The organism is Metapseudomonas phytobenefica, assembly GCF_043392685.1.
GTDB lineage: Bacteria > Pseudomonadota > Gammaproteobacteria > Pseudomonadales > Pseudomonadaceae > Metapseudomonas.
In genome coordinates this window covers 142875-167706 of the sequence record NZ_JBHZGM010000004.1, presented here as the reverse complement: position 1 = coordinate 167706, position 24832 = coordinate 142875, and the positions used below count along the sequence as shown (strand labels likewise).

At 65.5% G+C, this 24832-nt stretch carries 27 protein-coding genes; 8 read left to right on the top strand and 19 right to left on the bottom strand.

Translation table 11 applies throughout. The features are described 5' to 3' along the window. Positions 1–27: 27 nt before the first annotated feature. The 5 genes from recG to exbB all read right to left on the bottom strand — a co-directional run bounded on the left by recG (position 28) and on the right by exbB (position 5307). A complete protein-coding gene (gene recG, locus ACFW0B_RS05505) occupies positions 28–2103 on the bottom strand; it encodes an ATP-dependent DNA helicase RecG (RefSeq protein WP_449146936.1) in 2076 nt (691 codons plus the stop codon). Then, positions 2100–3038 carry a hydrogen peroxide-inducible genes activator gene (locus ACFW0B_RS05500; protein WP_449146935.1) on the bottom strand — a complete coding sequence of 313 codons (939 nt, stop codon included), beginning with the start codon at positions 3036–3038 and terminating at the stop codon, positions 2100–2102. The genes recG and ACFW0B_RS05500 overlap by 4 nt, the downstream gene beginning before the upstream one ends. 86 nt (positions 3039–3124) lie before the next feature. Next, positions 3125–3862 carry an energy transducer TonB gene (locus ACFW0B_RS05495; RefSeq protein ID WP_449146934.1) on the bottom strand — a complete coding sequence of 246 codons (738 nt, stop codon included), beginning with the start codon at positions 3860–3862 and terminating at the stop codon, positions 3125–3127. Next, complete coding sequence (exbD, locus tag ACFW0B_RS05490; protein ID WP_449146933.1) at positions 3859–4284, bottom strand: TonB system transport protein ExbD; 426 nt, start codon at positions 4282–4284, stop codon at positions 3859–3861. Before exbD ends, ACFW0B_RS05495 begins: the two co-directional genes overlap by 4 nt. 3 nt (positions 4285–4287) lie before the next feature. After that, positions 4288–5307 carry a tonB-system energizer ExbB gene (exbB, locus tag ACFW0B_RS05485; protein ID WP_449146932.1) on the bottom strand — a complete coding sequence of 340 codons (1020 nt, stop codon included), beginning with the start codon at positions 5305–5307 and terminating at the stop codon, positions 4288–4290. Positions 5308–5521: 214 nt separating this feature from the next. Between exbB and ACFW0B_RS05480 the strand changes: the two genes are divergently transcribed. Then, entirely contained in the window at positions 5522–6379 is an 858-nt protein-coding gene (locus ACFW0B_RS05480; RefSeq protein WP_449146931.1) for an SDR family oxidoreductase, read from the top strand. Between the two features lie 171 nt (positions 6380–6550). Here ACFW0B_RS05480 and ACFW0B_RS05475 read toward each other — a convergent pair whose 3' ends face one another. The 6 genes from ACFW0B_RS05475 to ACFW0B_RS05450 form a co-directional block, all read right to left on the bottom strand. Then, the gene (locus ACFW0B_RS05475; protein WP_449146930.1) at positions 6551–7285 is read right to left on the bottom strand and encodes a hypothetical protein; all 735 of its coding nucleotides are present in this window, start codon (positions 7283–7285) and stop codon (positions 6551–6553) included. Between the two features lie 56 nt (positions 7286–7341). Then, positions 7342–7722 (bottom strand): RidA family protein, encoded by a 381-nt coding sequence (locus tag ACFW0B_RS05470; RefSeq protein ID WP_449146929.1) that lies wholly within the window; start codon positions 7720–7722, stop codon positions 7342–7344. A gap of 28 nt (positions 7723–7750) precedes the next feature. Next, complete coding sequence (spoT, locus tag ACFW0B_RS05465) at positions 7751–9859, bottom strand: bifunctional GTP diphosphokinase/guanosine-3',5'-bis pyrophosphate 3'-pyrophosphohydrolase (protein ID WP_449146928.1); 2109 nt, start codon at positions 9857–9859, stop codon at positions 7751–7753. 60 nt (positions 9860–9919) lie between these two features. After that, positions 9920–10183 (bottom strand): DNA-directed RNA polymerase subunit omega, encoded by a 264-nt coding sequence (gene rpoZ, locus ACFW0B_RS05460; protein ID WP_151138412.1) that lies wholly within the window; start codon positions 10181–10183, stop codon positions 9920–9922. A gap of 178 nt (positions 10184–10361) precedes the next feature. Beyond that, positions 10362–10982 (bottom strand): guanylate kinase, encoded by a 621-nt coding sequence (gmk, locus tag ACFW0B_RS05455; protein WP_449146927.1) that lies wholly within the window; start codon positions 10980–10982, stop codon positions 10362–10364. 11 nt (positions 10983–10993) lie between these two features. Then, positions 10994–11857: a YicC/YloC family endoribonuclease gene (locus tag ACFW0B_RS05450; protein ID WP_449146926.1), complete on the bottom strand. Its 864-nt coding sequence runs from the start codon at positions 11855–11857 to the stop codon at positions 10994–10996. Positions 11858–11997: 140 nt separating this feature from the next. Between ACFW0B_RS05450 and rph the strand changes: the two genes are divergently transcribed. Both rph and ACFW0B_RS05440 read left to right on the top strand, forming a co-directional pair. Further along, complete coding sequence (gene rph / locus ACFW0B_RS05445) at positions 11998–12717, top strand: ribonuclease PH (protein ID WP_449146925.1); 720 nt, start codon at positions 11998–12000, stop codon at positions 12715–12717. A 28-nt stretch (positions 12718–12745) separates the two neighbouring features. Beyond that, entirely contained in the window at positions 12746–13111 is a 366-nt protein-coding gene (locus ACFW0B_RS05440) for a DUF4870 domain-containing protein (RefSeq protein WP_449146924.1), read from the top strand. A gap of 57 nt (positions 13112–13168) precedes the next feature. On the opposite strand, the gene ACFW0B_RS05435 is transcribed toward ACFW0B_RS05440, so the two are convergent. Further along, complete coding sequence (locus tag ACFW0B_RS05435) at positions 13169–13948, bottom strand: exodeoxyribonuclease III (protein ID WP_449146923.1); 780 nt, start codon at positions 13946–13948, stop codon at positions 13169–13171. Between the two features lie 80 nt (positions 13949–14028). On the opposite strand from ACFW0B_RS05435, the gene pyrE reads away from it, so the two are divergent. Together pyrE and ACFW0B_RS05425 are read left to right on the top strand one after the other, a co-directional pair. After that, positions 14029–14670 (top strand): orotate phosphoribosyltransferase, encoded by a 642-nt coding sequence (gene pyrE, locus ACFW0B_RS05430; RefSeq protein ID WP_449146922.1) that lies wholly within the window; start codon positions 14029–14031, stop codon positions 14668–14670. A gap of 22 nt (positions 14671–14692) precedes the next feature. After that, positions 14693–15286, top strand: a complete 594-nt coding sequence (locus tag ACFW0B_RS05425) for a DUF4124 domain-containing protein (RefSeq protein WP_449146921.1) — start codon at positions 14693–14695, stop codon at positions 15284–15286. On the opposite strand, the gene ACFW0B_RS05420 is transcribed toward ACFW0B_RS05425, so the two are convergent. From ACFW0B_RS05420 to coaBC, 5 genes are all read right to left on the bottom strand, one after another. Beyond that, positions 15283–15735, bottom strand: a complete 453-nt coding sequence (locus ACFW0B_RS05420) for an acyl-CoA thioesterase (RefSeq protein ID WP_449146920.1) — start codon at positions 15733–15735, stop codon at positions 15283–15285. The two genes, ACFW0B_RS05425 and ACFW0B_RS05420, sit on opposite strands and share 4 nt — an antisense overlap. A 59-nt stretch (positions 15736–15794) precedes the next feature. Next, positions 15795–16700, bottom strand: a complete 906-nt coding sequence (gene argB / locus ACFW0B_RS05415; protein WP_449146919.1) for an acetylglutamate kinase — start codon at positions 16698–16700, stop codon at positions 15795–15797. 21 nt (positions 16701–16721) lie between these two features. Continuing rightward, positions 16722–18119 carry a phosphomannomutase/phosphoglucomutase gene (algC, locus tag ACFW0B_RS05410; RefSeq protein ID WP_449147035.1) on the bottom strand — a complete coding sequence of 466 codons (1398 nt, stop codon included), beginning with the start codon at positions 18117–18119 and terminating at the stop codon, positions 16722–16724. A gap of 1235 nt (positions 18120–19354) precedes the next feature. Continuing rightward, positions 19355–19810: a dUTP diphosphatase gene (gene dut / locus ACFW0B_RS05405; protein ID WP_449146918.1), complete on the bottom strand. Its 456-nt coding sequence runs from the start codon at positions 19808–19810 to the stop codon at positions 19355–19357. A gap of 6 nt (positions 19811–19816) precedes the next feature. Continuing rightward, positions 19817–21025, bottom strand: a complete 1209-nt coding sequence (gene coaBC, locus ACFW0B_RS05400; protein ID WP_449146917.1) for a bifunctional phosphopantothenoylcysteine decarboxylase/phosphopantothenate--cysteine ligase CoaBC — start codon at positions 21023–21025, stop codon at positions 19817–19819. A gap of 136 nt (positions 21026–21161) precedes the next feature. Between coaBC and radC the strand changes: the two genes are divergently transcribed. After that, positions 21162–21836, top strand: coding sequence for a RadC family protein (gene radC, locus ACFW0B_RS05395; RefSeq protein WP_449146916.1), 675 nt, complete (start codon positions 21162–21164; stop codon positions 21834–21836). Here radC and ACFW0B_RS05390 read toward each other — a convergent pair. Next, positions 21833–23407 carry an ABC transporter substrate-binding protein gene (locus tag ACFW0B_RS05390; protein WP_449146915.1) on the bottom strand — a complete coding sequence of 525 codons (1575 nt, stop codon included), beginning with the start codon at positions 23405–23407 and terminating at the stop codon, positions 21833–21835. The genes radC and ACFW0B_RS05390 overlap by 4 nt on opposite strands. A 355-nt stretch (positions 23408–23762) precedes the next feature. Here ACFW0B_RS05390 and rpmB point away from each other — a divergent pair, with 355 nt between their 5' ends. Further along, on the top strand, positions 23763–23999 hold the full coding sequence (gene rpmB / locus ACFW0B_RS05385) for a 50S ribosomal protein L28 (protein ID WP_003457710.1): 237 nt from the start codon (positions 23763–23765) through the stop codon (positions 23997–23999). 10 nt (positions 24000–24009) lie between these two features. Further along, positions 24010–24165, top strand: a complete 156-nt coding sequence (gene rpmG / locus ACFW0B_RS05380) for a 50S ribosomal protein L33 (RefSeq protein WP_003457707.1) — start codon at positions 24010–24012, stop codon at positions 24163–24165. Between the two features lie 275 nt (positions 24166–24440). On the opposite strand, the gene ACFW0B_RS05375 is transcribed toward rpmG, so the two are convergent. Next, positions 24441–24806, bottom strand: coding sequence for a cupin domain-containing protein (locus ACFW0B_RS05375; protein ID WP_449146914.1), 366 nt, complete (start codon positions 24804–24806; stop codon positions 24441–24443). Between the last annotated feature and the right edge of the window lie 26 nt (positions 24807–24832).

Here is a 24832-nt window from a genome sequence, read left to right as displayed (position 1 = left end):
GAGGCGACGGTCAGGCCGTGAACTGCATCACACTTGTCCGTACTGCTGGCCGTGGCGCAGCCAACGCTCCAATAGTGGACTGACATGCTGAGGCCAATGGGCCATTAGTGCCTGGGCCGCGTCGCGCACGGCTGGCAGCAGGTCGGCGTCGCGCATCAGGTCGGCCACCTTGAATTGCAGCAGGCCGGTCTGGCGGGTGCCGAGCATCTCGCCGGGCCCGCGCAGTTCCAGGTCCTTCTCGGCGATGACGAAGCCGTCGCAGGTCTCGCGCATGATCGCCAGGCGTTCACGGCCGAGTTGCGACAATGGTGCGTGATAGAGCAGCACACAGTGGCTGGCGGCGCTGCCCCGGCCAACCCGCCCGCGTAGCTGGTGCAACTGGGCCAGACCAAGGCGCTCGGGGTTCTCGATGATCATCAGGCTGGCATTGGGCACGTCCACGCCCACCTCGATCACGGTGGTAGCCACCAGCAGTTGCAGGGCGCCGGCCTTGAACTCGGCCATCACCTCGGCCTTTTCGGCGGCCTTCATGCGCCCGTGAATCAAGCCCACGCGCAGTTCGCCCAGCGCCGACGAGAGTTCTTCGAAGGTGGTTTCCGCCGCCTGGCAGGTCAGCTCTTCGGACTCTTCGATCAGGGTGCAGACCCAATAGGCCTGGCGCCCTTCGTGGCATGCGGCGCGGACCCGCTCGATCACCTCGATGCGGCGGCTGTCGGCCACCAGCACGGTGTTCACCGGGGTGCGGCCGGGGGGCAGCTCGTCGAGGATGGAGGTATCCAGGTCGGCGTAGGCGCTCATGGCCAGGGTCCGCGGAATGGGCGTGGCGGTCATGATCAGCTGGTGCGGGCAGAGGCGGCCGTCCACGCCTTTCTGGCGCAGGGCCAGGCGCTGCTGGACACCGAAGCGGTGCTGCTCGTCGATGATCACCAGGGCCAGGCGCTTGAACTTCACCTCGTCCTGGAACAGCGCGTGGGTGCCGACCACCATGGGCGTGCCACCGGCGATCTGCTCCAGGGCAGCAGCTCGGGCCTTGCCCTTGAGCTTGCCGGCGAGCCAGGCGACCTCGATGCCCAGTGGCTGCAGCCACTTGCTGAAGTTCAGGAAGTGCTGCTCGGCGAGGATTTCGGTGGGCGCCATCAGCGCCACCTGGTAGCCGGCCTCCAGGGCTTGCAAGGCGGCAAGGGCGGCGACCACCGTCTTGCCGGCGCCGACGTCGCCCTGCACCAGGCGCAGCATGGGTTCCTGCTGTGCCAGGTCATAGGCGATTTCCGCACCGACCCGCTGCTGGGCGCCGGTGGGCTGGAAGCCAAGGTTGGCCAGATACTGCTTCGGCAGCTTGCGCGCGGGCGGCAGCTGCGGCGCGTGCTGGGCCCGGAGACTTTCTCGCAGGCGCTGCAGGGACAGCTGGTGGGTCAGCAGTTCTTCGAAGGCCAGGCGCTGCTGGGCCCAGTGCCGGCCTTCGGCGAGCTCCTCCAGATCAGCATCCGGCGGTGGCCGGTGCAGGTAACGGATCGCTTCGTCCAGCGAGCCCAGGTGGTAGTCGCGCGCCAGCTCCCTGGGCAGCCAGTCGGGCAGGCTCTGGGGGCCGAGGCGAGCCAGTGCGAGCTGGCTGAGGCTGCGCAGGCGCTGCTGGGTGAGGCCTTCGGTGGAGGGGTAGATCGGTGTCAGGGTCTGCTCCACCGGCGGTGGTTCATCGCCGCTTAGGGAGCGGTATTCCGGGTGGTAGATCTCCAGGCCGGTGGCGCCGGGGCGGACTTCGCCGTAGCAGCGCAACTGGGTGCCGCGCTTGAGGCCTTCCTTCTGCGCCTGGCTGAAGTGGAAGAAGCGCAGGGAGAGCGTTCCGCTGCCGTCCTGCAGGCGCACCAGCAGGCTGCGGCGGCGGCCCATGACGACATCGGTGCCGGCGACAATGCCTTCCACCACCGCGTCCTGGCCGGGGCGCAGCTCACCGATGGGGGTGATGCGGGTGCGGTCCTGATAGCGGGTGGGCAGGTGGAAGAGGATGTCCTGCAGGTTTTCCAGGCCCACCTTGGCGAGCTTTTCCGCCAGGGCGGCGCCCACGCCCTTGAGTACGGTGACCGGGACTTGCGCCAGTTCGGTCATGCCGGCTGCGGTTCGCCCTGGGTTGTCGGCTGGGCCACGGAGCAGAGGCGGATGGAGTCCGCCAGCACTTCGATGGCGCGCGGGCGCGGGAAGCTGGCGCGCCAGGCGATGGCCACGGTGCGGAAAGGCACGGGCGGCGTCAGCGGGCGGATCTCGATCACGCCGGGGGCGTAGTGATGGCTGTCTACCGCCGAGAACGGCAGGATCGATACGCCCAGGCCCGAGGCGACCATGTGGCGGATGGTTTCCAGGGAGCTGGATTCCACCGTGGTGTGCTTGGCGCTGTCTTCACCGCCCTTGCGCAGGCTCGGGCAGGCTTCCAGCACCTGGTCGCGGAAGCAGTGGCCCTCGCCCAGCAGCAGCAGGCTCTTGTCGTTGAGCATCTCGCTGTCGATGGACTCGCGGGCGGTCCAGGGGTGGCCGGACGGCAGAAGTACGTAGAAGGGTTCGTCGTAGAGCGGCTTGGTCAGCACGTCGGCTTCGGCGAAGGGCAGGGCGATGATGATTGCGTCCAGCTCGCCGGTGCGCAGCTTGTCGCGCAGGACGTGGGTGAAGTTCTCTTCGATATACAGCGGCATCTGCGGGGCGACCCGGTGCAGCTGCGGAATCAGATGCGGGAAGAGGTAGGGGCCAACGGTGTAGATGGCGCCCACCTTGAGCGGTGCGGCGAGCTGGTTCTTGCCGGCCTGGGCCATCTCGCGGATGCCCTGGGCCTGTTCCAGCACCTTCTGCGCCTGGGTGACGATGCCTTCACCGACCGGAGTCAGGCGTACCGCGCTCTTGCTGCGCTCGAAGATGAGCACGCCGAGCTCGTCTTCCAGCTTCTTCACCCCGACCGACAGGGTCGGCTGGCTCACGTGGCAGCGCTCGGCGGCACGGCCGAAATGCTGTTCCTGGGCGAGGGTGACTATGTAGCGCAGTTCGGTGAGGGTCATAGCATTTTTCCATTGAGATGCCGCAAGCATAGCGGCTGGAGTCAATGGAACCAAGCGCCTGCGCGAGGTGCGCAGACGCTTGGAAATCAGCGGCGGTCGAGCGAGTAGACGAAGGGCGCGACCACTTCCAGGGAGCCGTTGTTGAGCAGTTCCGGTGGGGGTGGCGGCAGCGGCTGGGCGCGACGGATCATCTCCAGGGTGGCGCGATCCAGCGAGGCGCTGCCGGATTTGCCGACCAGGGAGTAGGAGATCACCTTGCCTTGACCGTCGACCACGAAGCGCAGGCGGTTGACCCCTTCGAAACCGCGACGACGGGCGTCATCCGGATAACGCTTGTAGCGGGCCAGGTGGCTGAGCAGCTTGCTCTGCCAGGTCGGCTTGGCGTTGGACGGCGCGCTGGCTGCGGCCTGCTGCTGAGCCGCTGGCTTGCTGTCGCTCGGAGCCGGCGTTGTCGGCGCGGCGACGCTTTCCTTCACGCTCTCGGTTTCCTGCGGCTTTTCAGGCTTGGGTTCCGGCGGCTTCGGCTTCGGCGGCCTGGGTTTCGGCTTGGGCTTGGGCGCGATGGCGATCTTCGGCTTCGGCGCTTCGACCAGTTTGGGCAGCGGCTCGGGTTCGGGTTCGACCTGGGGCGGCGGCGGAGGCGCCGGCTTGGGCGCAGGGGCCGGCAGCGGCTCCAGCTCCACGATCATGGCCGCCGGCGGCAGCTCGATCGGCTCGGCATGGGGACGCCAGTAGAGCGCCCAGAGGCCGAGGCCGAGGTGCAGGCCGAGCACCACGACCAGGCTGACGCCCCAATGCGACAGCTTGCGTTTGCCCTGGATCATTTAGCGCCGACCGTCTCGAGCCCTACCAGGCCGATCTTCAGGTAGCCGGCACCGCGCAGGGTGTCCATGACTTCCATCAGGCGACCGTACTCCACCACCTTGTCGCCACGGACGAAGATGGTCTTGTCCTTGTCGGAGTTGGTCAGCTTGTCCAGCACGCCGCCCAGTTGCTCCTCGGTGACCTGCTCGTTATCCAGGTACAGGCTCTTGTCTTCCTTGATGCTCAGGTAGATCGGCTTGTCTGGCCTCGGCGCGGGCTTGGCGGTGGAGGCGGGGAGGTCGACCTTGATGTCGACCGTCGCCAGGGGAGCTGCGACCATGAAGATGATCAGCAGCACCAGCATCACGTCGATGAAGGGGGTGACGTTGATCTCGTGGGTTTCCTGGAGATCATCGCCACCTTCGTTCAGATGGATTCCCATGGATCAGCCCACTTTTGCCATTTGCGGAGACTGGCCACGGTCGGCCGGCTGGTGGTCGAGGTCGCGGCTGACCAGCAGCAGGACCTGGGCGGAGGCGTCGGCCACCTGCGCCTTGTAGCCGGCGATGGAGCGGGCGAACACGTTGTAGATCACCACGGCGGGGATCGCCGCGACCAGGCCGAGGGCGGTGGCCAGCAGGGCTTCGGCGATACCGGGGGCGACCACGGCGAGGTTGGTGGTCTGGGATTTGGCGATGCCGATGAAGCTGTTCATGATGCCCCAGACGGTGCCGAACAGGCCGACGAAAGGTGCGGTGGAGCCAATGGTGGCGAGCACGCCAGTGCCCTGGCTCATCTGTCGGCCGCTGGCGGCGACCAGGCGCTCGAGGCGGAAGCTGACGCGCTCCTTGATGCCTTCCTTCTCGCGGGTATTGGTGGAGAGCTTCAGCTCTTCCTGGGCGTCCTGTACCAGCAGGCGGGACACGCAGTTGCCGTTGCTGACCTTGTCGCCGGCCTCGTTCAGGGTGCGGGCGGACTTCAGGGTGGCCAGTTCCCGACGCAGGCGGCGCTTGGCGGCGATCAGCTCGAAGCCCTTGGCGATCCACACGGTCCAGGTCAGGACGGAAGCGAGGGCCAGGCCGATCATCACGGCCTTCACCACGATATCGGCGTTCTGGTACATGCCCCAGGGCGACAGGTCGTGGGCCAGTAGCTGCTCGCCTTCTGCCTCGGCTGCCAGCGGATCGGCCGGCAGGGCGTTCGGGGCCTGGGCGGCAGCGTCGACGGCCGGAGCGTCAGCGCTGGCCGGGGCAGCGTTGGCCGGGACGTCGGCAGGCGCGTTGGCGGCGTCAGCGGCAGGTGCCGGAGCGGCAGCCTGGCTGGCGGTAGCCGGGACGGACTGGGCGGCCGGTTCCTCGGCGAAGGAAGCGTTGGGCGTCAGCATCAGGCTGATCACCAGGGCCGCGAGCAGGCGTGGCGGGCGGGCGGCGGTGTTGGGCTGAGCGTTGCGGGCGTTGGAGTTCATGCTGGCCGGACCTGAAGGAAAGGAGGCGGTTTCGTCCATCGGCGCTGGAGCGTCGGCCTGGACCGAAGGGTTCGCATTATTGCAAGTAATTCTTGTTTGTAAAAGTGACTTCATAGCAGCGGCACTACAATCCGGTATTTCTCCCGACCTCCCTGACCGATTTGGCGATAGCCGGTAGTGCCCCTATCCTGAAGACTTTTCCGGAGCCTCCCCGATGTCAGATAGCCCTTCTCTCCTGATCGCCGGTTGTGGCGATGTCGGCAGCCGCCTGGCGCAGCAGATGCTGCAGGCCGGCTGGACCGTCCATGGCTTGCGTCGCCAGGTCACAGCGCTGCCGGCGGGTGTCCTGCCGGTGGCCGGTGACCTGGAGCAGCCCGCCTGTCCGCCCGCCTGGCCGCAGGGGCCGCTGGATTACCTGGTTTACTGCGTGGCGGCTTCCCGGCATGACGAAGCGGGCTACCGCGCTGCCTATGTCGAGGGCCTGCGCCACGTCCTCGGCTGGCTGGCCGGGCACGGGCAGAAGCCGCGCCGCCTGCTGTTCGTCTCCAGCAGCGGCGTCTATGGCCAGCGCGATGGTGAGTGGATCGACGAAACGTCGCCCGCCGAAGCCGAGAGCTTCTCCGGTAGCGTGATGCTGGAAGCCGAGCGCATCGCCCTGGGCAGCGGCATCCCCGCGACGCTGGTGCGCCTGACCGGGATCTACGGCCCCGGACGCGAATGGCTGCTCAAGCAGGTGCGCATGGGCTACCGGGTAGTGAGTGAGCCGCCGCTCTACGCCAACCGTATCCACGTCGACGATTGCGCCGGGCTCCTGGTCCATCTGCTCAAGGCTGACGCCGACGGCGTGGCGCTTGAGGATTGCTACATCGGCGTCGACGATGCGCCGGCGCCGCTGCACGAAGTGGTGGGCTGGCTGCGGGAGCGGATGGGGGTGACCGAGTGGGTCGAGGAGTCCACCGTGCGCCGTTCCGGTAGCAAGCGCTGCAGCAATGCCCGCGCCCGCGCCCTGGGCTGGGCGCCGCGCTACCCGAGCTACCGCGAAGGCTACGCGGCGATCCTCGGCGAGCCCTGAGGATGGACGCCAGGCGCATGCTGGGGCTGCTGGTCAGCACGTAGGAGCGAGCTCTGCTCGCGATCGACTCGGCAGCGCCAGCGGTTTGATGAAGTGCCGAAACCGACCCCGAAGTCGATGCGCGTAGCGCACCCTACGAGTCCGAGCGAAGAAAGGTCAGCCGGTCCGGGCTCAGTCGCGCTCCAGTAGCCAGGCGCGCTTGCCGGGGAAGTATTCGGGCATTTCGTCGATCTGGGCGCGGTTGCGGGCTTCGAGGATTTCCAGTTCGTCGCCGTCGTGGACGAAGATCCAGGCAGCGCCCCGGTTGCCCTGTTGCAGCCAGATGCTGTCGTTTTCGCCGCTCATCGCTGCACAGTCGCCAGCCAGGCAGAGGGCGTAGCGATCCGCGCCCGGCAGGCCTTCCAGGCTGCCATCAGCGTTGAACCTGACCAGGCCGCCCTGGCCCTGGCCTTCTATGATTTTCCAGTCGCCGCCCAGGTAGGCGGAGTAGAGGGCGTGCTCGAAGGCGCTGCCCGGTGGGGCACCTTCTGCCGGAGCAGTTTCCGGGTGGACGAAACGCTGCTCGGGGAGGTTTTCGCTGGCCTGTTGCACCAGCTCATCGCCGTCCACTTCCAGCACTTCGTGGTAGTCGCCGTAGAAGTCCACCCGCCAGTTGCCGTCTTCCTGGGCCGCGAGGTGGCCTTCACCCAGCTCGAAGCCATTGCTGTAGTGGGCTTCGCCGGTCTTCTGGTCGATCTGCCATTCCAGGTTCGGGCCGTAGGCGAGCAGGGATTCGCGTAGCTTGCCTTCCTTCGCCGCGGCATTGATCGCCGCCTGGTTGATCCAGATGCCGCTGGGGTCCGACGGGGTGCTGGAGCAGCCGCCAAGAATGGCCGCGCAAAGCAGCAGGGGGAGGGTTTGACGCATTTCGGATTCCTTCCGGAACGAATACCACGGGCCGGACGGCCCGTGGCGGTGACGAATTATTCGAGGACCAGGATGGCGTCCATTTCCACCTGGGCGCCGCGCGGCAGGGCGGCAACGCCGATGGCGGCGCGGGCCGGGTAGGGCTGCTCGAAGTAACGACCCATGACTTCGTTGACCTTGGCGAAGTGGGACAGGTCGGTCAGGAAGATGTTCAGCTTGACGATGTCCTTGAAGGAGCCGCCGGCGGCTTCGGCCACGGCCTTCAGGTTTTCGAACACCTGCACGGTCTGGGCTTCGAAGCCTTCGACCAGTTCCATGGTTTTCGGGTCCAGCGGGATCTGACCGGACATGTAGACGGTGTTGCCGGCCTTGATGGCCTGGGAGTAAGTGCCGATGGCGGCGGGGGCCTTGTCGCTGCTGATAACGGTCTTGCTCATGAGAACTCCTTGGGGCTCTTGGGATCGGCTACGCCCGCACGCGGGTGATGCGGACCACCCCCTTGAGCGCGCGCAGCTTCTTGATCACGCGGGCCAGATGCACACGGTCATGCACACTGACCACCAGCTGGACCACGCTGATGCGGCCATCGCGCTCGTCCATGCTGATCTTCTCGATATTGCCATCGGCGGCATTGACGCTGCTGGCGAGCAGGGCAATCAGGCCGCGCTGGTGTTCCAGCTCCACGCGCAGCTCGACATTGAACTCGCCGGCGACGTCCTTGGCCCAGGACAGCTGGATGCATTTCTCCGGGTTGTGCCGGATTTCGCTGATGTTCTTGCAGTTCTCCAGGTGCACCACCATGCCCTTGCCAGCGGACAGGTGGCCGACGATGGGGTCGCCCGGGATCGGCGTGCAGCACTTGGCGTAGCTCAGCACCAGGCCCTCGGTGCCACGGATCGCCAGCGGACCTTCGGGGCTCGGCAACTGCTCGCCGTCGCTGGCCAGCAGGCGGCGGGCGACCACGTAGGCCATGCGATTGCCCAGGCCGACGTCTTCGAGCAGGTCTTCGATCACGTCCAGGCGGTATTCGCCGAGGACGGCCTGGATGCGCTCGGGGCTGATCTTGTCCAGGTGGCTCTCGAAGCCGGCCAGGGCCTTGTTCAGCAGGCGCTCGCCGAGGCTGATGGACTCGGAGCGGCGCTGTTGCTTGAGGGCGTGGCGGATGTGGGTGCGTGCCTTGCCGGTGACGACGAAATTCAGCCAGGCCGGATTCGGTCGGGCGCCCGGCGCGGTGACGATCTCGACCGTCTCGCCGCTCTGCAGCGGTTCGGACAGCGGCGCCAGGCGGCGGTTGATGCGGCAGGCGATGCAGGTGTTGCCGACGTCGGTGTGCACGGCGTAGGCGAAGTCGACCGCGGTGGAGCCTTTCGGCAGCTCCATGATGCGGCCCTTGGGCGTGAACACGTAGACCTCGTCGGGGAAGAGGTCGATCTTCACGCTCTCGATGAATTCCAGGGAGTTGCCGGCACGTTGCTGCAGTTCCAGGATGCCCTTGACCCACTGGCGGGCGCGGGCATGGGTGCCCCTGGGCTGGTCGTCCTCGGTGGACTTGTACAGCCAGTGGGCGGCGATGCCGTTGTTGGCCATCTCTTCCATTTCGCGGGTGCGGATCTGGATCTCGATGGGCACGCCGTGCATGCCGAACAGGGTGGTATGCAGCGACTGGTAGCCGTTGGCCTTGGGAATCGCGATGTAGTCCTTGAAGCGGCCGGGCAGCGGCTTGTACAGGTTGTGCACGGCGCCGAGCACGCGGTAGCAGGTGTCGACCTTGTCGACGATGATGCGGAAGGCGTAGACGTCCATGATCTCGTTGAACGCCCGGCGCTTGCCGCGCATCTTCTTGTAGATGCTGTAGAGGTGCTTCTCGCGGCCGATGACCTCGCCTTCCATGCCCTCGCGACGCAGGCAGTTGGTCAGCGATTCCTCGATCTTGTTGACGATTTCCTTGCGGTTGCCGCGGGCGCGGCGGACTGCGGCGCGGATGCGCTCGGAGCGCATCGGGTGCATCGCCTTGAAGCCGAGGTCCTCGAATTCCACGCGCATGCTGTGCATGCCCAGCCGGTTGGCGATGGGGGCGTAGATTTCCAGGGTTTCCTTGGCGATGCGCCGGCGCTTCTCGCCGGACAGCACCTCCAGGGTGCGCATGTTGTGCAGGCGGTCGGCCAGCTTGACCAGGATCACGCGAATGTCGCGGGCCATGGCCATGGCCATCTTCTGGAAGTTCTCGGCCTGGGCTTCGGCCTTGGACTCGAAGTTCATCTGGGTCAGCTTGCTGACCCCGTCCACCAGCTCCGCGACGGTTTCGCCGAATTGCCCGCAGAGGGCTTCCTTGGCGATGCCGGTGTCTTCGATCACGTCATGCAGCATTGCGGCCATCAGGCTCTGATGGTCCATGTGCATGTCGGCGAGGATGCTGGCTACGGCGAGCGGGTGGGTGACATAGGCTTCACCGCTGCGACGGCGCTGGCCGTCGTGCGCCTGCTCGGCGTAGAAGTAGGCTCGGCGCACCAGGTTGACCTGGTCGGCGCCGAGATAGGTCGAAAGCCGTTCGGCAAGGGCGTCTATGCTCGGCAAGTTATATCTCCTTGCCGGCCTTCGTTATCCTGCGCCGTGCGACGTCGACCAGGCATAAGATCAGAGGGCCTCGTTGGCCTCGTCCTCGAATGCGGCGAACAGCGGCTCTTCTTCAACGATGTCTTCCTGGGCGACAACTTCGTAGTCGACCAGGCCGGCAGCGATTTCGCGCAGGGCGACTACGGTCGGCTTGTCGTTTTCCCAGGCTACCTTCGGCTCCTTGCCGCCGGTGGCCAGCTGACGGGAACGCTTGGTGGCGAGCATGACCAGCTCGAAGCGGTTGTCGACGTTTTCCAGGCAATCTTCAACGGTAACGCGGGCCATGGTGTTCCTCGTAGCACGAAATGGGTGGCTGATACTTTGCCCGGATCGGGCGAGCGGACTGGATAGTCTAAAAAATCGCCACCATTTAGGGAAGCGCCGATTTTCGGCGCTCCTCTGGTGGAGTTTGGCTCAAGGCTGGCCAGGGAGCCAGCTATCGCCGTGATAGACGCCTGCGCGTTTATTCGAGCAGACGCGCGAGCAGGGCGCCGTGACGGACCTGCTGGGGAGCGTGAAGCAGCTGGTTGGCGCGGAAAATGGCCTTGAGATCGTCCAGGGCGGTGGCGAAGTCGTCGTTGATCACCAGGTAGTCGTACTCGACGTAGTGGCTCATTTCGCTGACGGCTTCGCGCATGCGGCGCTCGATGATCTCGTTGCTGTCCTGGCCGCGGTTGTCCAGGCGCTGGCGCAGGGCTTCCTGGCTCGGCGGCAGGATGAAGATCGACTTGGCCATGGGCATCAGGTGGCGGACCTGCTGGGCGCCCTGCCAGTCGATCTCCAGGATCAGGTCATGGCCTTCGGCCAGGGTCTGCAGGACCCAGCTCTGAGATGTGCCGTAGAGGTTGCCGAAGACTTCGGCATGCTCGAGGAAGTCGCCGTGTTCGAGCATGTGCACGAACTTTTCGCGGGAGACGAAGTTGTAGTTCACGCCGTCCACTTCGCCGGGGCGCATGCCGCGGGTGGTGTGGGATACCGAGACGCGGATGTTCGGCTCGGCGTCGATCAGCGCCTTGACCAGGCTGGTCTTGCCGGCGCCGGAGGGGGCGGAAATGATGTACAGGGTGCCGGGGGTAGCGGTCATGGGGCGTTCTCTTACTCGATGTTCTGGACTTGTTCGCGCATCTGCTCGATCAACACCTTGAGGTTGACCGCAGCCTGGGTGCTGCGCGGGTCGAAGGCCTTGGAGCCCAGGGTATTGGCTTCGCGGTTGAGCTCCTGCATCAGGAAGTCCAGGCGGCGACCGGCAGCACCGCCGGCCTTGAGCACGCGGCGGACTTCGTTGATGTGGGTGCCGAGGCGGTCCAGCTCTTCGGCGACATCACTCTTCTGCGCCAGCAGCACCATTTCCTGTTCCAGGCGTTGCGGGTCCAGTTCGGCCTTCATCTCGTTGAAGCGGTCGAGGATCTTCTGGCGCTGGGCGGCGAGCATCTGCGGAACCAGCGCGCGCAGGGCGGTGACTTCCTCCTGCATGGCATCCAGGCGCTCATTGAGCAGGCGGGCCAGTTCGGCACCTTCGCGGGAGCGGCCGTTCTTCAGTTCCGCGAGGGCCTGGGCGAAGGCTTCCATGGCGGCAGCGTTGAGTGCTTGCGGATCGGCGGCATCGGCCACCAGCACACCCGGCCAGGCGAGGACTTCCAGGGGGTTGAGCGGGGCCGGTTGCTGGATCAGCGCGGCGATGCTCTTGGCGGCCTGGATCAACTGGCTGGCGCGTTCGCGGTCCACCTGCAGCGGCTTGCCGGTGCTTTCTTCGGCCATGCGCAGGGTGCATTCCACCTTGCCGCGCGACAGGCCCTGGCGCAGGGCCTCGCGCACCGGGCCTTCGAGGTCGCGGAAGGCTTCCGGCAGGCGCAGGTGGGGTTCGAGGTAGCGGTGGTTCACCGAGCGCAGTTCCCAGCTCAGGGTGCCGTGGGGGCCGGCCCGTTCGACGCGGGCGAAGGCGGTCATGCTGTGCACCATGGGGTTTCCTCTTCTCGGTTTCGACGATCAAAGCAGGGGATTGTAGCCCAGGCAGACCGTGCCTCCCAACGCGGCGATGTCCCCCATGCCGTCGGGCCTCTATAATGGCGTGCAGATTTCTCCCGAACAGGTAAGCCCCGATGAAACGTCCCAGTGGCCGCGCGGCCGATCAGCTGCGCCCGATCCGCATCACCCGCAACTACACCAAGCACGCCGAAGGCTCGGTGCTGGTGGAGTTCGGGGATACCAAAGTGATCTGCACGGCCAGCGTCGAAGCCGGCGTGCCGCGCTTCCTCAAGGGGCAGGGCCAGGGCTGGCTGACCGCCGAATATGGCATGCTGCCGCGCGCCACCGGTGAACGTAACCAGCGCGAAGCCAGCCGCGGCAAGCAGGGCGGCCGCACCCTGGAAATCCAGCGCCTGATCGGCCGCTCGCTGCGCGCTGCGCTGGACATGACCAAGCTGGGCGAGAACACCATCTATCTGGATTGCGATGTGATCCAGGCCGACGGTGGCACCCGCACCGCGTCCATCACTGGCGCCATGGTGGCCCTGGTGGATGCGCTGAAGGTGCTGAAGAAGCGTGGTTCCCTGAAGGGCGAGCCGCTGAAGCAGATGGTCGCCGCGGTGTCCGTGGGTATCTATCAGGGCGAGCCGGTGCTGGACCTGGACTACCTGGAAGACGCCGCCGCCGAAACCGACCTGAACGTGGTCATGACCAATGCCGGCGGCTTCATCGAAGTCCAGGGCACCGCCGAGGGTACCCCCTTCCAGCCGGAAGAGCTGAATGCCATGCTCGGACTGGCGCGCAAGGGTCTGAACGATCTGTTTGAGCTGCAGAGCGCCGCCCTGGCCGACTGACGCCGCAATTGCACGAGGAGGTGCTGGAATGGACGAGCCAACCGAGTATCGGGAACCTACCCGGGAAGTCCGGCAGTGGGCGATGTTCTGCCACTTCTCCGCCTTCCTCGGCCTGGTGTTCCCCTTTGGCAACCTGCTGGGTCCGCTGATCGTGTGGCAGATCAAGAAGGACCTCGATCCCTTCGTCGATGCCCAGGGCAAGGAAGCGCTGAACTTCCAGATCACCGTGGCGTTGGCCGTGGTGCTGTGCTTCCTGCTGATGCTGGTGGTGATCGGCTTTCCGCTGCTCGGCCTGGTGAGCATCGGTGCGCTGGTGCTGACCATCATCGCCGGGATCAAGGCAAACGAAGGACAGGCCTATCGCTATCCCTTCTGCTGGCGGCTGGTGAAATAGGCCGAACGGCGGGACAGGAAAAAGCCGGCTCGAAAGCCGGCTTTTTCCTGCCCGGCGTCACACGCTAAGCATCCAGTCGTAGTCGACGATCAGTGGCGCGTGCTGGGAGAAGCGCGGCTGACGCGGCAGCTTGGCGCTGCGCACGAAGCGGCGCAGGCCCGGCGTCAGCATCTGATAGTCGAAGCGCCAGCCGAGGTTGAGCATCTCGGCCTGCTCGCTGTCCGGCCACCAGCTGAACTGGTCGCCTTCGCGGCTGACTTCGCGCAGGGCATCGACGTAGCCCATGTTGCCGAACACTTCGTCCATCCAGGCGCGTTCGGGCGCCAGGAAGCCCGGAATCTGCTGGCAGTCGCGCCAGTTCTTCACGTCCAGCTTCTGGTGCGCGACGTACAGCGAGCTGCAATAGATGTACTCGCGGCGCTTGCGGCGCTGTTTGTTCAGATAATGGGTGAGGTCGTCCATGAACTTGAACTTGTGGTTCAGGTTCTCGTCCCCGCCTTGCCCGGAGGGCAGCAGCAGGGAGGCGATGCTCACTTTGTCGAAATCTGCCTGCAGGTAGCGTCCGTACCGATCGCAGGACTCGAAGCCGAGTCCCCAGATCACCGCCTTGGGTTGCAACCGCGAATAGAGTGCCACGCCACCTTGGGCAGGCACTTCGGCATCGCCGGCATAGAGGAAATAACCATCCAGTTGGAAGGCAGGGTCGTCCAGGTCGAAGGCGGAGGCACGTGTGTCTTGCAGGCAGATCACGTCGGCATTCTGGGCTTGCAGCCAGCTGAGGAGACCCCGCTCGGCTGCTGCCTGAATACCATTCACGTTCACACTGATGATCCGCATAAATGGCCCCCAAAAACACGTGCGTGTATGATACCCGAGCTCTTTCTTTTTAGCTAAATCCGTGCCGTCCGAGGCTTTTCATGCAGGCGTACCAGCGCGATTTCATTCGCTTTGCCATCGAGCGCGGGGTTCTGCGTTTCGGTGAGTTCACTCTCAAGTCAGGGCGTACCAGCCCCTATTTCTTCAATGCCGGCCTGTTCAACAGCGGTCTTGCCCTGGCCCAGCTCGGCCGATTCTATGCGGCCGCTGTGGTCGACAGTGGCATTCCATTCGATGTGCTGTTCGGCCCGGCCTACAAGGGAATTCCGCTGGCGGCTGCCACTGCCGTGGCGCTGGCCGAGCATCATCAGATCGACATCCCGTGGTGCTTCAATCGCAAGGAAGCCAAGGATCACGGCGAAGGCGGCACCCTGGTTGGCGCGCCGCTGGAAGGCCGCGTGCTGATCATCGATGACGTGATCACTGCCGGTACGGCGATCCGCGAAGTCATGCAGATCATCCAGGCGCAGAAGGCCCAGGCGGCCGGTGTGCTGATCGCACTGAACCGTCAGGAACGCGGTCAGGGCGAACTCTCGGCTATACAGGAAGTAGAGCGTGACTTCGGCATGCCGGTGGTCAGCATCGTTTCCCTGGAGCAGGTACTGGAGTACCTGGCTGGCGACGCCGAGCTGAAGAAACACCTGCCTGCCGTGGAAACCTATCGCGCCAACTTCGGAATCTGACCGTTCGGGGTCGGGAGTCCTCATGTTGAAGCCGTTCGCACTTCGCTACAGCCTGGCGCTGCTTCTGCTGGCGCCGGCGCTGGCCGGCGCGGCCGAACTGTATCGCTATGTTGACGACAAGGGTGTGACCGTCCTGGATCGCCAGGGCGTTCCCCCGGAATACGTCGGCAAGGGTTACCAGGTGCTCAACGAGCAGGGGCGGGTTGTGCGTGTGGTCCCGCCGGCCCCGAGCCGTGAGGAGATGCAGCGTCAGCTGGATGAGAAGGCTCGCGCCAGTTCCGATGCCCGGTTGCTGCGGCTATATACCAGTATCGAAGACGTCGATCGCGCGCTGGAGCGCAAGATGGCCGAACTGGATGGCCTGATCGAAGTCGCCCGTGGCAACCAGCAATCGCTGCGCAACCAGCAGGCCAGCCTGCAGAGTCAGGCAGCGGAAAGCGAGCGGGCCGGACGCGAGGTGCCCGCCCATCTGGTGGAGCAGATCGACAACCTGCGCAACCAGCAGAAGAGCCTGGACAACGACATCGCTCGCTACGAAAAGGACCGCGATGCCGCCAAGGCGAGCTTTGCCGCCGACCGTGAGCGGCTGGCCGAACTGCTTGGCGTTGCTCGCTAGCCGACCTCAGTCGGCGGCGCGAGCCGTTCGAAGCCCCGCACCCGCTCCCTCAGCCAGTCCGGCAGACGCAGGCTCTTGCGGCTGCCGGCGTCCGCGTGCACATAGACCACCTCGCCCGAGGTGAGTTGTTCTGCCCCGTGCCAGATGCCCAGCTCGAAGGTCATGCTGGCGCCGCCCAGACGGCTGACGCGCACACCGATGTCCAGCAGGTCGTCGAAGCGTGCCGGCGCCAGGTATTCCAGCAAGGTCTTCACTGCGAAGAAGTCGCCGCCGTCTTTCAGCAGGTCGGCCGGATAAGCCACGTCCATGGCGCGGAAGTACTCGGTGATGGCGACGTCGGCGTAGGTCAGGTAGTTGCCGTTGAAGACGATGCCTTGCGGATCGACCTCGGCCCAGCGCACGCGCAAGGGGTGGAAGAAACGGAAGTCATCACGGGGCAGCTTGGCCATTTCCGGCTCCTGAAAATGAACAGGCCGGATCGCTCCGGCCTGTTCGGGTGTTGCTGTGGTCAGCCGCGCTTGCGGTTGGTGATCAGGGTGCCGACGCCGGTGTCGGTGAAGATCTCCAGCAGCACGGCGTGGGGAACGCGGCCGTCGATGATGTGTGCGGCATTCACGCCGCCCTGCACGGCATCCAGCGCGCAGCGGATCTTCGGCAGCATGCCGCCGTAGATGGTGCCGTCGGCGATCAGGCTGTTGACCTGCTCGGTAGACAGGCCGGTGAGTACCTGGCCCTGCTTGTCCATCAGGCCGGCGATGTTGGTGAGCAGCATCAGCTTCTCGGCCTTCAGCGCCTCGGCTACCTTGCCCGCCACCAGGTCGGCGTTGATGTTGTAGGACTCGCCGTTGGCGCCCACGCCGATCGGCGCGATCACCGGGATGAAGTCGCCCTGCACCAGCATGTTCAGCAGATCGGTGTTGACGCTGGCAACCTCGCCCACGTGACCGATGTCGATGATCTCCGGCTGGGTCATCTCGGGGGTCTGGCGGGTGACGGTGAGCTTCTTCGCGCGGATCAGCTCGGCGTCCTTGCCGGTCAGGCCGATGGCGCTGCCGCCATGGCGGTTGATCAGGTTGACGATATCCTTGTTCACCTGGCCACCCAGCACCATCTCGACCACGTCCATGGTCTGCGCGTCGGTCACGCGCATGCCGTCGACGAAGTGGCTCTCGATGGACAGGCGCTTGAGCAGGTCACCGATCTGCGGGCCGCCGCCGTGCACCACCACGGGGTTGATGCCGACGGCCTTCATCAGCACCACGTCGCGGGCGAAGCTGGCCTTCAGCTCGTCGCTCTCCATGGCGTTGCCGCCGTACTTGACCACCAGGGTCTTGCCGACGAAGCGGCGGATGTAGGGCAGTGCTTCGGACAGGACCTGGGCGACTTGGGAAGCAGCGTCAAGGCTGAGGGTCATGCTGGGCTCCAGTGGAACGGATCAGAACGGCAGGTTGATTTCAGGGGCAATGAGGTTGAGCTGGCTGCGGAACACCTGTTTGATGCGTTCCAGCTCTTCCTCGGTGTCGGCCTCGAAGCGCAGCACCAGCACGGGGGTCGTGTTGGAGGCGCGGCACAGGCCCCAGCCCTTCGGGTAATCGACACGCACGCCATCGAGGGTGGTGAGGTTCGCTTCGCCCCAGTTGGCCTCGCGCTGCAGGCGCTCGATCAGCTGGAACTTGCTCTCGTCGGTGACGGTGATGTTGATTTCCGGAGTGGAGACGTCTTTCGGGAAGGCCGAGAACACAGTTTCGGCGTCACGCTTGTCCTGGCTGAGGATTTCCAGCAGGCGCGCGGCGCTGTAGATGCCGTCGTCGAAGCCGTACCAGCGCTCCTTGAAGAAGATGTGGCCGCTCATCTCGCCAGCCAGCAGTGCGCCGGTTTCCTTCATCTTCTTCTTGATCAGCGAGTGGCCGGTCTTCCACATCACCGGGCGGCCACCGTAGCCGCTGATGAGGGAGGTCAGGCGGCGGGTGCACTTGACGTCGTAGATGATGTCGGCGCCCGGATTGCGCGATACCACATCCTTGGCGAACAGCATCAGCAGGCGGTCCGGGTAGATGATGGTGCCTTCGTTGGTCACTACGCCGACGCGGTCGCCGTCGCCGTCGAAGGCCAGGCCGAGATCGGCGCCGGTCTCCTTGACCTTGGCGATCAGGTCTTCCAGGTTCTCGGGCTTGCCCGGGTCCGGATGGTGGTTGGGGAAGGTGCCGTCGACGTCGCAGTACAGCGGGATCACGGTGCAGCCCAGGGCCTCGATCAGCTGCGGTGCGATCACCCCGGCTACGCCGTTGCCGCAGTCCACCACCACTTTCAGGGACCTGGCCATGGCGATGTCGTCGCGGACTTCACGGAAGTAGCGATCCAGCACGTCCACCGCTTCGAGGCTGCCGACGCCGCTGGCCAGGTCGTTGCTCTGGATGCGGGTGTGCAGGGCAGTGATCTGTTCGTTGGCCAGGGTTTCGCCGGCGATCATGATCTTGAAGCCGTTGTAGTCCGGCGGGTTGTGGCTGCCGGTGAGCATCACGCCGGATTTGCCGGCCAGCACGTTGGCTGCGTAGTAGAGCGCCGGGGTCGGCACCATGCCGACGTCGCTGACCTGGCAACCGCAGTCCAGCAGGCCCTGGATCAGCGACTGGACCAGCTCCGGGCCGGACAGGCGGCCATCGCGGCCGACCGAGACGTTGGGCTCGCCGCGGGCCAGGCTCTCGGAGCCGATGGCGCGACCGACCCAGTAGGCGGTCTCGGTGGTGAGGGTATCGCCGACCACGCCGCGGATGTCATACGCGCGGAAAATGCTGGCGGGCAGGGTGGGGGCGATCTGTTCGATGCTGGTCATGGCAGGGGCTTGCTCCAATCCCAGGAGGTCCTGGTCTTCGTCGAGGATGTCGATATCGAGAATGTCGGTATCTTGGAAAAGCGGCTCGGCCGATACGGCAGGCTGGGCGGGAGCTGGGGCAACGGGGTTGCTGGCGACCGCCCTGGCCTGGCCGTTGTCCGGCGCCGGCTCGGGTTTGCGCCTGGGCTGGCGGGCAAGCGCCTGGGCCAGGTTGTCCAGCGCCGGCAGGCGCAGACTGAAGGCTTTGACGCTCTTGCCGTTCGAGAGTTCTTGCAGCATCTGATTGAGCTGCTGGGCGTCATCACGCAGCTTGCGCTGCAGCGTGCCCTGGTAAAGCTTCAGGCCCAGCACCGCGCCGCCCAGGGCGAGCAGCGCGGCCAGTGCCAGCAGCAGCGGGGAAACGCCTTCGCCGGCCAGTGCCGTACCGGGAACGAAGCTGAGCTTCCAGTTCGGATTGCCGCTGTCCAGGGCGATCGCCGCGGCGTCGCCGGGCTGCCCGCGCTGGGCCAGCACCTGGGCCGGGGCATTGTTGAACTGCTGGATCAGCTGCAATTGGCCAGCGCCGTCCGGCAATGTCGGCAGGCTCCGCAGCAGGCGATCCATGTCGAACACCAGCAACAGCGTGCCCTGGGGGGCGCTCTGATCGTTCTGGCGCAGTGGCGCCGCGCTGTAGATCAGCCAGCGTTCACCCACCTTGTAGGCTTCGGGGCTGGGCTGCCGGCCGCCTTCCAGGCGACGCAACAGGTCCAGCGCGGCGAAGTTCATCGGCGCGGCGCGCTGGCTGTTCTGCTGGGCCTGGCCGGGCAGGTTGAGATGGGCGTCGATCACGCCGTCGCGATAGCCCAGGCTGCGCTCGGCGGCCATCAGCCGTTCGGCATCGCCGCTGTTGAGTGCGTCGATCAGGCTTGGATCGCGGGCGGCTGCGGCGGTATCGGCCTGCAACTGGGTGATGGCCTGGCGCAGGGCGGAGGCCTGGCTGTCGCCCCAGGCCTGCGCAAGCTGCCCGACCCGGCTCTGCTCGGACGGGACAAGCACGCCGAACCAGAGCAGGGCGCCGGCAGCGGCCACGCCTGCGAGGGCAGCGAGCATTCCCGGGAGCAGGTCGCCGGAGTCCTTGCGGCCAGGCCCAGCCTCGGGCGAGGGGCGGGCTGTGCCGTTGCCGGTGGCGTCCTTGCTGCGCTTGAAGAGTTTCACTGAACGTCTCCTGGGCGAATCGTCTTCCTGATTCTGGCCGGTCAGTGGCTGCCGGTGTGACCGAAACCGCCGGTGCCGCGCTCGCTCTCGTGGAATTCGTCGACCAGTTCAAAGTGCGCCTGGACCACGGGGACCAGGACCAGTTGGGCGATGCGTTCGCCAATGGCGATGCAGAAGGTGGTCTGTCCGCGGTTCCAGCAGGACACCATCAGCTCGCCCTGATAATCGGAGTCGATCAGGCCCACCAGGTTCCCCAGCACCACGCCGTGTTTGTGGCCGAGGCCCGAGCGCGGCAGGATCAGCGCGGCCAGGCCGGGGTCGGCGATGTGAATCGACAGGCCGGTGGGGATGAGGATGGTCTGGCCCGGTTCGAGGACGACTTCTTCCTTGAGCATGGCGCGCAGGTCGAGGCCGGCGGAGCCTGGAGTGGCGTATTGCGGCAGGGGAAATTCGCTACCGAGGCGGGAATCGAGGATCTTGGCTTGCAATGAGTGCATGGAGTCTCAGGCCTGGTTGAGGCGTTCGGCGATGAAGGCGATCAGCTGGCGGGCGATCTTGCCCTTGCTGGTCTGGGCGAAGCTGGTCTGACCCAGGTCGCGGTCGATGACGGTGATGGCGTTTTCCTCGCTATTGAAGCCGATGCTGGGGTTGGCCACGTCATTGGCGACGATCAAGTCGAGGTTCTTGTCCTTGAGCTTGCGCGAGGCGTATTCCAGCAGGTTTTCGGTTTCGGCGGCGAAGCCCACGCTAAAGGGGCGATCGGGCCGGCTGGCGAGGGTCGCGAGGATATCGGGGTTGCGTACCAGCTGCAGCAGCAGGCCTTCGCCGCTGGTCGGGTCCTTCTTCATTTTGTGCGGCGCGACCACTTCCGGGCGGTAGTCGGCGACGGCCGCGGCGGCGATCAGCAGGTCGCAGGGCATGGCTGCTTCGCAGGCGGCGAGCATGTCGCGGGCGCTGACCACGTCGATGCGATTGACGCGGTCCGGGGTGGGCAGGTGGACCGGGCCGCTGATCAGGGTCACCTTGGCGCCGGCTTCTACCGCGGCTTCGGCGAGGGCGAAGCCCATCTTTCCGGAGCTGTGGTTGGTGATGTAGCGCACCGGGTCGATGTTTTCCTGGGTTGGGCCGGCGGTGATCAGCACGTGGCGGCCGGTCAGGGCGCGGTGCTCGAAGCAGTTGGCGGCGAGCTGGGCCAGTTCCTCAGCCTCCAGCATGCGGCCGAGGCCGACGTCGCCGCAGGCCTGGCTGCCGGCGGCCGGGCCGAACAGGCGCAGGCCACGCTTGGCAAGGACTCCCAGGTTGGCCTGGGTGGCCGGGTCGCGCCACATGGCCTGGTTCATCGCCGGCGCCAGGGCGACCGGGGCGTCGGTGGCCAGTACCAGGGTGGTCAGCAGGTCGTCCGCCACGCCCTGGGCCAGGCGCGCCATCAGGTCGGCGGTGGCGGGCGCGATCAGCACCAGGTCGGCCCAGCGGGCCAGTTCGATATGGCCCATGGCCGCTTCGGCGGCAGGGTCGAGCAGGTCGAGGTGGACCGGATGCCCGGACAGGGCCTGGAGGGTCAGGGGGGTGATGAACTCGCGGCCACCCTGGGTCATTACCACGCGGACTTCGGCACCCTGGTCGCGCAGGCGGCGAACCAGTTCAGCGCTCTTGTAGGCGGCAATGCCGCCGCCCACGCCCAGGAGGATGCGTTTCCGATAGAGCCGCTGCATAGGCCTGCCTTTTATGAAGTGGAAGATGCGCTGCGGCGAAGGCGCCTCCCCAGGCCGATCGCCGCGCAAAAAAGGTGGGTTAAGATATCACAGCGACCGCACTGGAACAGCGGCGCGGCTCAACCATGGAGGTGTCATGAGCATCCGCGATTGGCCTGCGGCGGAACGTCCGCGGGAGAAGCTTCTCGAACTGGGTGCGGCGGCCCTTTCCGACGCCGAACTCCTTGCCATTTTCCTGCGTACCGGGGTGGCTGGCCGCAGCGCCGTTGACCTCGCCCGCCATCTGCTCAACGACTTCGGCAGCCTGCGCGCCTTGCTCGAGGCCGAGCTGCAGGACTTCAGCCAGCATCTGGGCCTCGGTCCGGCCAAATTCGCCCAATTGCAGGCGGTGCTGGAAATGGCCCGGCGTCACCTGGCCGAAGGGTTGCGCCGCGACTCCGCGATGGAGAGCCCGCAGGCGGTGCGCGATTATCTCAAGGCACAACTGCGCCATTCCCACCATGAGCAGTTCGCCTGCCTCTTCCTCGACAGCAAGCACCGGGTGCTGGCCTTCGAAGTGCTGTTCCACGGCACCATCGACGGCGCCAGCGTCTACCCGCGCCAGGTGGTCAAGCGCGCCCTGGCGCACAACGCGGCCGCGCTCATCCTCAGCCACAACCACCCGTCAGGCATCGCCGAGCCCAGCGAGGCTGATCGCCAGCTGACCCGGCGCCTCAAGGAGGCGCTGGCGCTGATCGACGTGCGGGTGCTGGATCACTTCATCGTCGGCGATGGTGAGCCCTTGTCTATGGCAGAGAGGGGCTGGATCTAGTCCAGCCTCACCTTGGCGAAATCCTGCCGGCCGAAGGGGTTCACCTGGTAACCCTCGACGTTGGCGCGGGTCAGGGCGAAGGCGGTGGGATGGGCCAGCGGCAGCCAGAGCGCCTGCTCGCGGATGATCCGCTGGGCCTTTTCATAGAGGCTGGTGCGTTCGGCCAGGTCGGCGTGGGTCTTGCCGTCGGCGATCAGCTTGTCCAACTCGGCGTTGCAGTAGCGGGCGAAGTTGAGGCCGGACTCTACCGAGGCGCAGGAGAATTGCGGAGTGAGGAAGTTGTCCGGGTCGCCGTTGTCGCCGGCCCAGCCCATGAACAGCAGGTCATGCTCACCGGCCTTGGCGCGGCGGATCAGTTCGCCCCACTCGATCACGCGGATTTCCGCCTGGATGCCCACCTTGGCCAGGTCGGCCTGCAGCATCTGGGCACCGAGGCTTGGATTGGGGTTGAGCAAGCTGCCGGAAGGGCGGGTCCAGATGGTGGTCTTGAAGCCGTCTTTCAGGCCCGCTTCGGCGAGCAGTGCCTTGGCCTTTGACAGGTCGTGGGGGTATGCCGGCAGGTCCTTGGCGTAGCTCCAGGTGTTCGGCGGGAAAGGGCCGTTGGCTGCGGTGGCGCTGCCTTCGAATACGGCCTTGATATAGCTCGGCTTGTCGAAGGCAAGGTTGATCGCCTGGCGCACCTCGGGCTTGTCCAGCGGCGGGTGCTGGCTGTTGATGCCGACGAAGGCGGTCATGAAGGCCTCTGTCTGCACCGTCCTGATGTTCTTGTCGCCGGAGACGGATTGCACATCCAGCGGCTTGGGCGACAGCGCGATCTGGCATTCGCCGCGACGCAGCTTCTGCAGGCGCACGTTGGCGTCCGGGGTGATGGCGAAGACCAGGCCGTCGACACCAGGCTTGCCGCCGAAGTAGTCCGGGTTGGCGGCGTAGCGCACGGCGGCGTCCTTCTGGAAACGGCGGAAGACGAAGGGGCCGGTGCCGATGGGCTGGGCGTTGAGCATTGAAGGCGTGCCGGCCTTCATCAGATGCTCGGCATATTCGGCTGAATAGATGGAGGCGAAACCCATGCTGAGGGTGGCGAGAAAGGTGGCGTCCGGCTTGTTGAGGACGAAGCGCACCTGGTGGTCGTCCAGCTTGTCGATGCTCTTGATCAGGCTCGGCAGCTGCATGGACTGCGCGTGGGGGAAGCCGCTCTGGGCCACTTTGTGCCATGGGTGGGCCGGGTCGAGCATGCGCTGGAAGCTGAACACCACGTCGTCGGCGCTCAGCGGGCGGCTCGGCTTGAAATAGTCGGTGGCATGGAAGGTCACGCCCGGGCGCAGCTGGAAGCTGTAGGTCAGGCCATCGGCGGAGACCTCCCAGCGCTCGGCCAGGCCCGGGACCAGCTTGCCGTTCTGCGCATCGAACTCCACCAGGCGGTTCATCAGCACGTCGGCCGAGGCGTTGGTGGTGGTTAGAGAGTTGTACTGCACCACGTCGAAACCCTCGGGGCTGGCCTCGGTGCAGACGCTCAAGGTGGCGGCCTGGGTGAGCAGCGGGGCGAACAGCAGTGGGAGGGCGGCGAGGCGCATGGCAAGCTCCTTTGCGGTGGGGAAGGCCCGTTGTGAGCCAAAGGCCTTACCCTAGACCAAGCCCGGCCAGCGGACAATGCGTCGCGGGCGACGAGCGGTCGCGTAGCCCGGATCCCCTTGGCGTGGCGATGCTGGCATGATTGCGGCTTCCCCGGGCTGTGGGTAAATCGCTACGTCCCTTGCTGCACTAGGGGGTTTCTGATATAAAGCAGCGCTCTTTTCTGGGGGCCCGGTCTTTCGCAGTCAAATTGCGGCCGGTAAGACCCTGACGAGACGGGCGTTCAAGCGCCCACAATGTGAGAGTTCAAGCGGCCAACCCATGCCGGGTTGGGCATGTGGTTTAGAGGGCTGAGGCATGTCGAGAGTCTGTCAAGTAACCGGTAAGGGTCCGGTTACCGGGAACAACATTTCCCACGCAAACAACAAAACCCGTCGTCGTTTCCTGCCGAACCTGCAGCACCACCGCTTCTGGGTCGAGTCCGAGAAGCGCTTCGTGCGTCTGCGCGTTTCCGCCAAGGGCATGCGTATCATCGACAAGCGCGGCATCGACGCAGTTCTGTCCGAACTGCGCGCCCGCGGCGAAAAGGTTTAAGGAGTCAATCATGCGTGAACTGATCCGTCTGGTGTCCAGTGCCGGTACCGGCCATTTCTACACCACCGACAAGAACAAGCGCACCACTCCCGACAAGATCGAAATCAAGAAATTCGATCCGGTTGTGCGCAAGCACGTGATCTACAAGGAAGCCAAGATCAAGTAATTGATCCGGCCCTTGTCGAAGAAGCCCGCCTCGTGCGGGCTTTTTCATGCCTGGGATTTCTGCCGGTTGATGGGCTCGGACTTTGGACTTGGCTGCCGACTCATTGTGGGGGCGAATGCATTGGCCAAGGGCGGCGGAGCCGACCCAATGGGCGGCAGAGGGCAGGCCTGCTCAGCGATTGAAATCGCCCCCATTGGAAAGCAGCCTTGGCTTTTTGCCCATAAAAAAACCCGCCAGTGGCGGGTTGAAGGGTGACAAGCATGGGGAGAACGGGCTCAGCGAGCAGCCTGTTCGAAAATCACGTAGACCTTGCGGCACGGTTCCAGCACTTCCCAGGTGCCGGAGAAACCGGCCGGGATGACGAATCGGTCGCCGGCGCGCACGGTCTTGGCATTGCCGTCGGCATCGCGGATCACCGACACGCCCTGGAGAATCTCGCAGTACTCGTGTTCGGTGTAGTTCACCGTCCAGTGGCCCACCGCGCCCTCCCAGATGCCCACGTTGAACTGGCCGCAGGGGCTGGCGTAGTGGTTGCGTACGCTCTGCTCGGGATCGCCCTTGAGAATCTTCTCGGGCGCCGGGCGGTAGTGCTCCGGGGTGGTGGTGGCCTGGGCGAAGTCGACGATCTGCTGGATGTTCATTTTGTGGTCCCTGTTCAGGCGGCCTT

Excerpts from the sequence above, each read along its gene's own strand:
- recG (WP_449146936.1), bottom strand. The coding sequence starts at position 2,103 with ATGACCGAACTGGCGCAAGTCCCGGTCACCGTACTCAAGGGCGTGGGC.
- ACFW0B_RS05500 (WP_449146935.1), bottom strand. The coding sequence starts at position 3,038 with ATGACCCTCACCGAACTGCGCTACATAGTCACCCTCGCCCAGGAACAG.
- ACFW0B_RS05495 (WP_449146934.1), bottom strand. The coding sequence starts at position 3,862 with ATGATCCAGGGCAAACGCAAGCTGTCGCATTGGGGCGTCAGCCTGGTC.
- exbD (WP_449146933.1), bottom strand. The coding sequence starts at position 4,284 with ATGGGAATCCATCTGAACGAAGGTGGCGATGATCTCCAGGAAACCCAC.
- exbB (WP_449146932.1), bottom strand. The coding sequence starts at position 5,307 with ATGAACTCCAACGCCCGCAACGCTCAGCCCAACACCGCCGCCCGCCCG.
- ACFW0B_RS05480 (WP_449146931.1), top strand. The coding sequence starts at position 5,522 with ATGTCAGATAGCCCTTCTCTCCTGATCGCCGGTTGTGGCGATGTCGGC.
- ACFW0B_RS05475 (WP_449146930.1), bottom strand. The coding sequence starts at position 7,285 with ATGCGTCAAACCCTCCCCCTGCTGCTTTGCGCGGCCATTCTTGGCGGC.
- ACFW0B_RS05470 (WP_449146929.1), bottom strand. The coding sequence starts at position 7,722 with ATGAGCAAGACCGTTATCAGCAGCGACAAGGCCCCCGCCGCCATCGGC.
- rpoZ (WP_151138412.1), bottom strand. The coding sequence starts at position 10,183 with ATGGCCCGCGTTACCGTTGAAGATTGCCTGGAAAACGTCGACAACCGC.
- gmk (WP_449146927.1), bottom strand. The coding sequence starts at position 10,982 with ATGACCGCTACCCCCGGCACCCTGTACATCATTTCCGCCCCCTCCGGC.
- ACFW0B_RS05450 (WP_449146926.1), bottom strand. The coding sequence starts at position 11,857 with ATGGTGCACAGCATGACCGCCTTCGCCCGCGTCGAACGGGCCGGCCCC.
- rph (WP_449146925.1), top strand. The coding sequence starts at position 11,998 with ATGAAACGTCCCAGTGGCCGCGCGGCCGATCAGCTGCGCCCGATCCGC.
- ACFW0B_RS05440 (WP_449146924.1), top strand. The coding sequence starts at position 12,746 with ATGGACGAGCCAACCGAGTATCGGGAACCTACCCGGGAAGTCCGGCAG.
- ACFW0B_RS05435 (WP_449146923.1), bottom strand. The coding sequence starts at position 13,948 with ATGCGGATCATCAGTGTGAACGTGAATGGTATTCAGGCAGCAGCCGAG.
- pyrE (WP_449146922.1), top strand. The coding sequence starts at position 14,029 with ATGCAGGCGTACCAGCGCGATTTCATTCGCTTTGCCATCGAGCGCGGG.
- ACFW0B_RS05425 (WP_449146921.1), top strand. The coding sequence starts at position 14,693 with ATGTTGAAGCCGTTCGCACTTCGCTACAGCCTGGCGCTGCTTCTGCTG.
- ACFW0B_RS05420 (WP_449146920.1), bottom strand. The coding sequence starts at position 15,735 with ATGGCCAAGCTGCCCCGTGATGACTTCCGTTTCTTCCACCCCTTGCGC.
- argB (WP_449146919.1), bottom strand. The coding sequence starts at position 16,700 with ATGACCCTCAGCCTTGACGCTGCTTCCCAAGTCGCCCAGGTCCTGTCC.
- algC (WP_449147035.1), bottom strand. The coding sequence starts at position 18,119 with ATGACCAGCATCGAACAGATCGCCCCCACCCTGCCCGCCAGCATTTTC.
- dut (WP_449146918.1), bottom strand. The coding sequence starts at position 19,810 with ATGCACTCATTGCAAGCCAAGATCCTCGATTCCCGCCTCGGTAGCGAA.
- coaBC (WP_449146917.1), bottom strand. The coding sequence starts at position 21,025 with ATGCAGCGGCTCTATCGGAAACGCATCCTCCTGGGCGTGGGCGGCGGC.
- radC (WP_449146916.1), top strand. The coding sequence starts at position 21,162 with ATGAGCATCCGCGATTGGCCTGCGGCGGAACGTCCGCGGGAGAAGCTT.
- ACFW0B_RS05390 (WP_449146915.1), bottom strand. The coding sequence starts at position 23,407 with ATGCGCCTCGCCGCCCTCCCACTGCTGTTCGCCCCGCTGCTCACCCAG.
- rpmB (WP_003457710.1), top strand. The coding sequence starts at position 23,763 with ATGTCGAGAGTCTGTCAAGTAACCGGTAAGGGTCCGGTTACCGGGAAC.
- rpmG (WP_003457707.1), top strand. The coding sequence starts at position 24,010 with ATGCGTGAACTGATCCGTCTGGTGTCCAGTGCCGGTACCGGCCATTTC.
- ACFW0B_RS05375 (WP_449146914.1), bottom strand. The coding sequence starts at position 24,806 with ATGAACATCCAGCAGATCGTCGACTTCGCCCAGGCCACCACCACCCCG.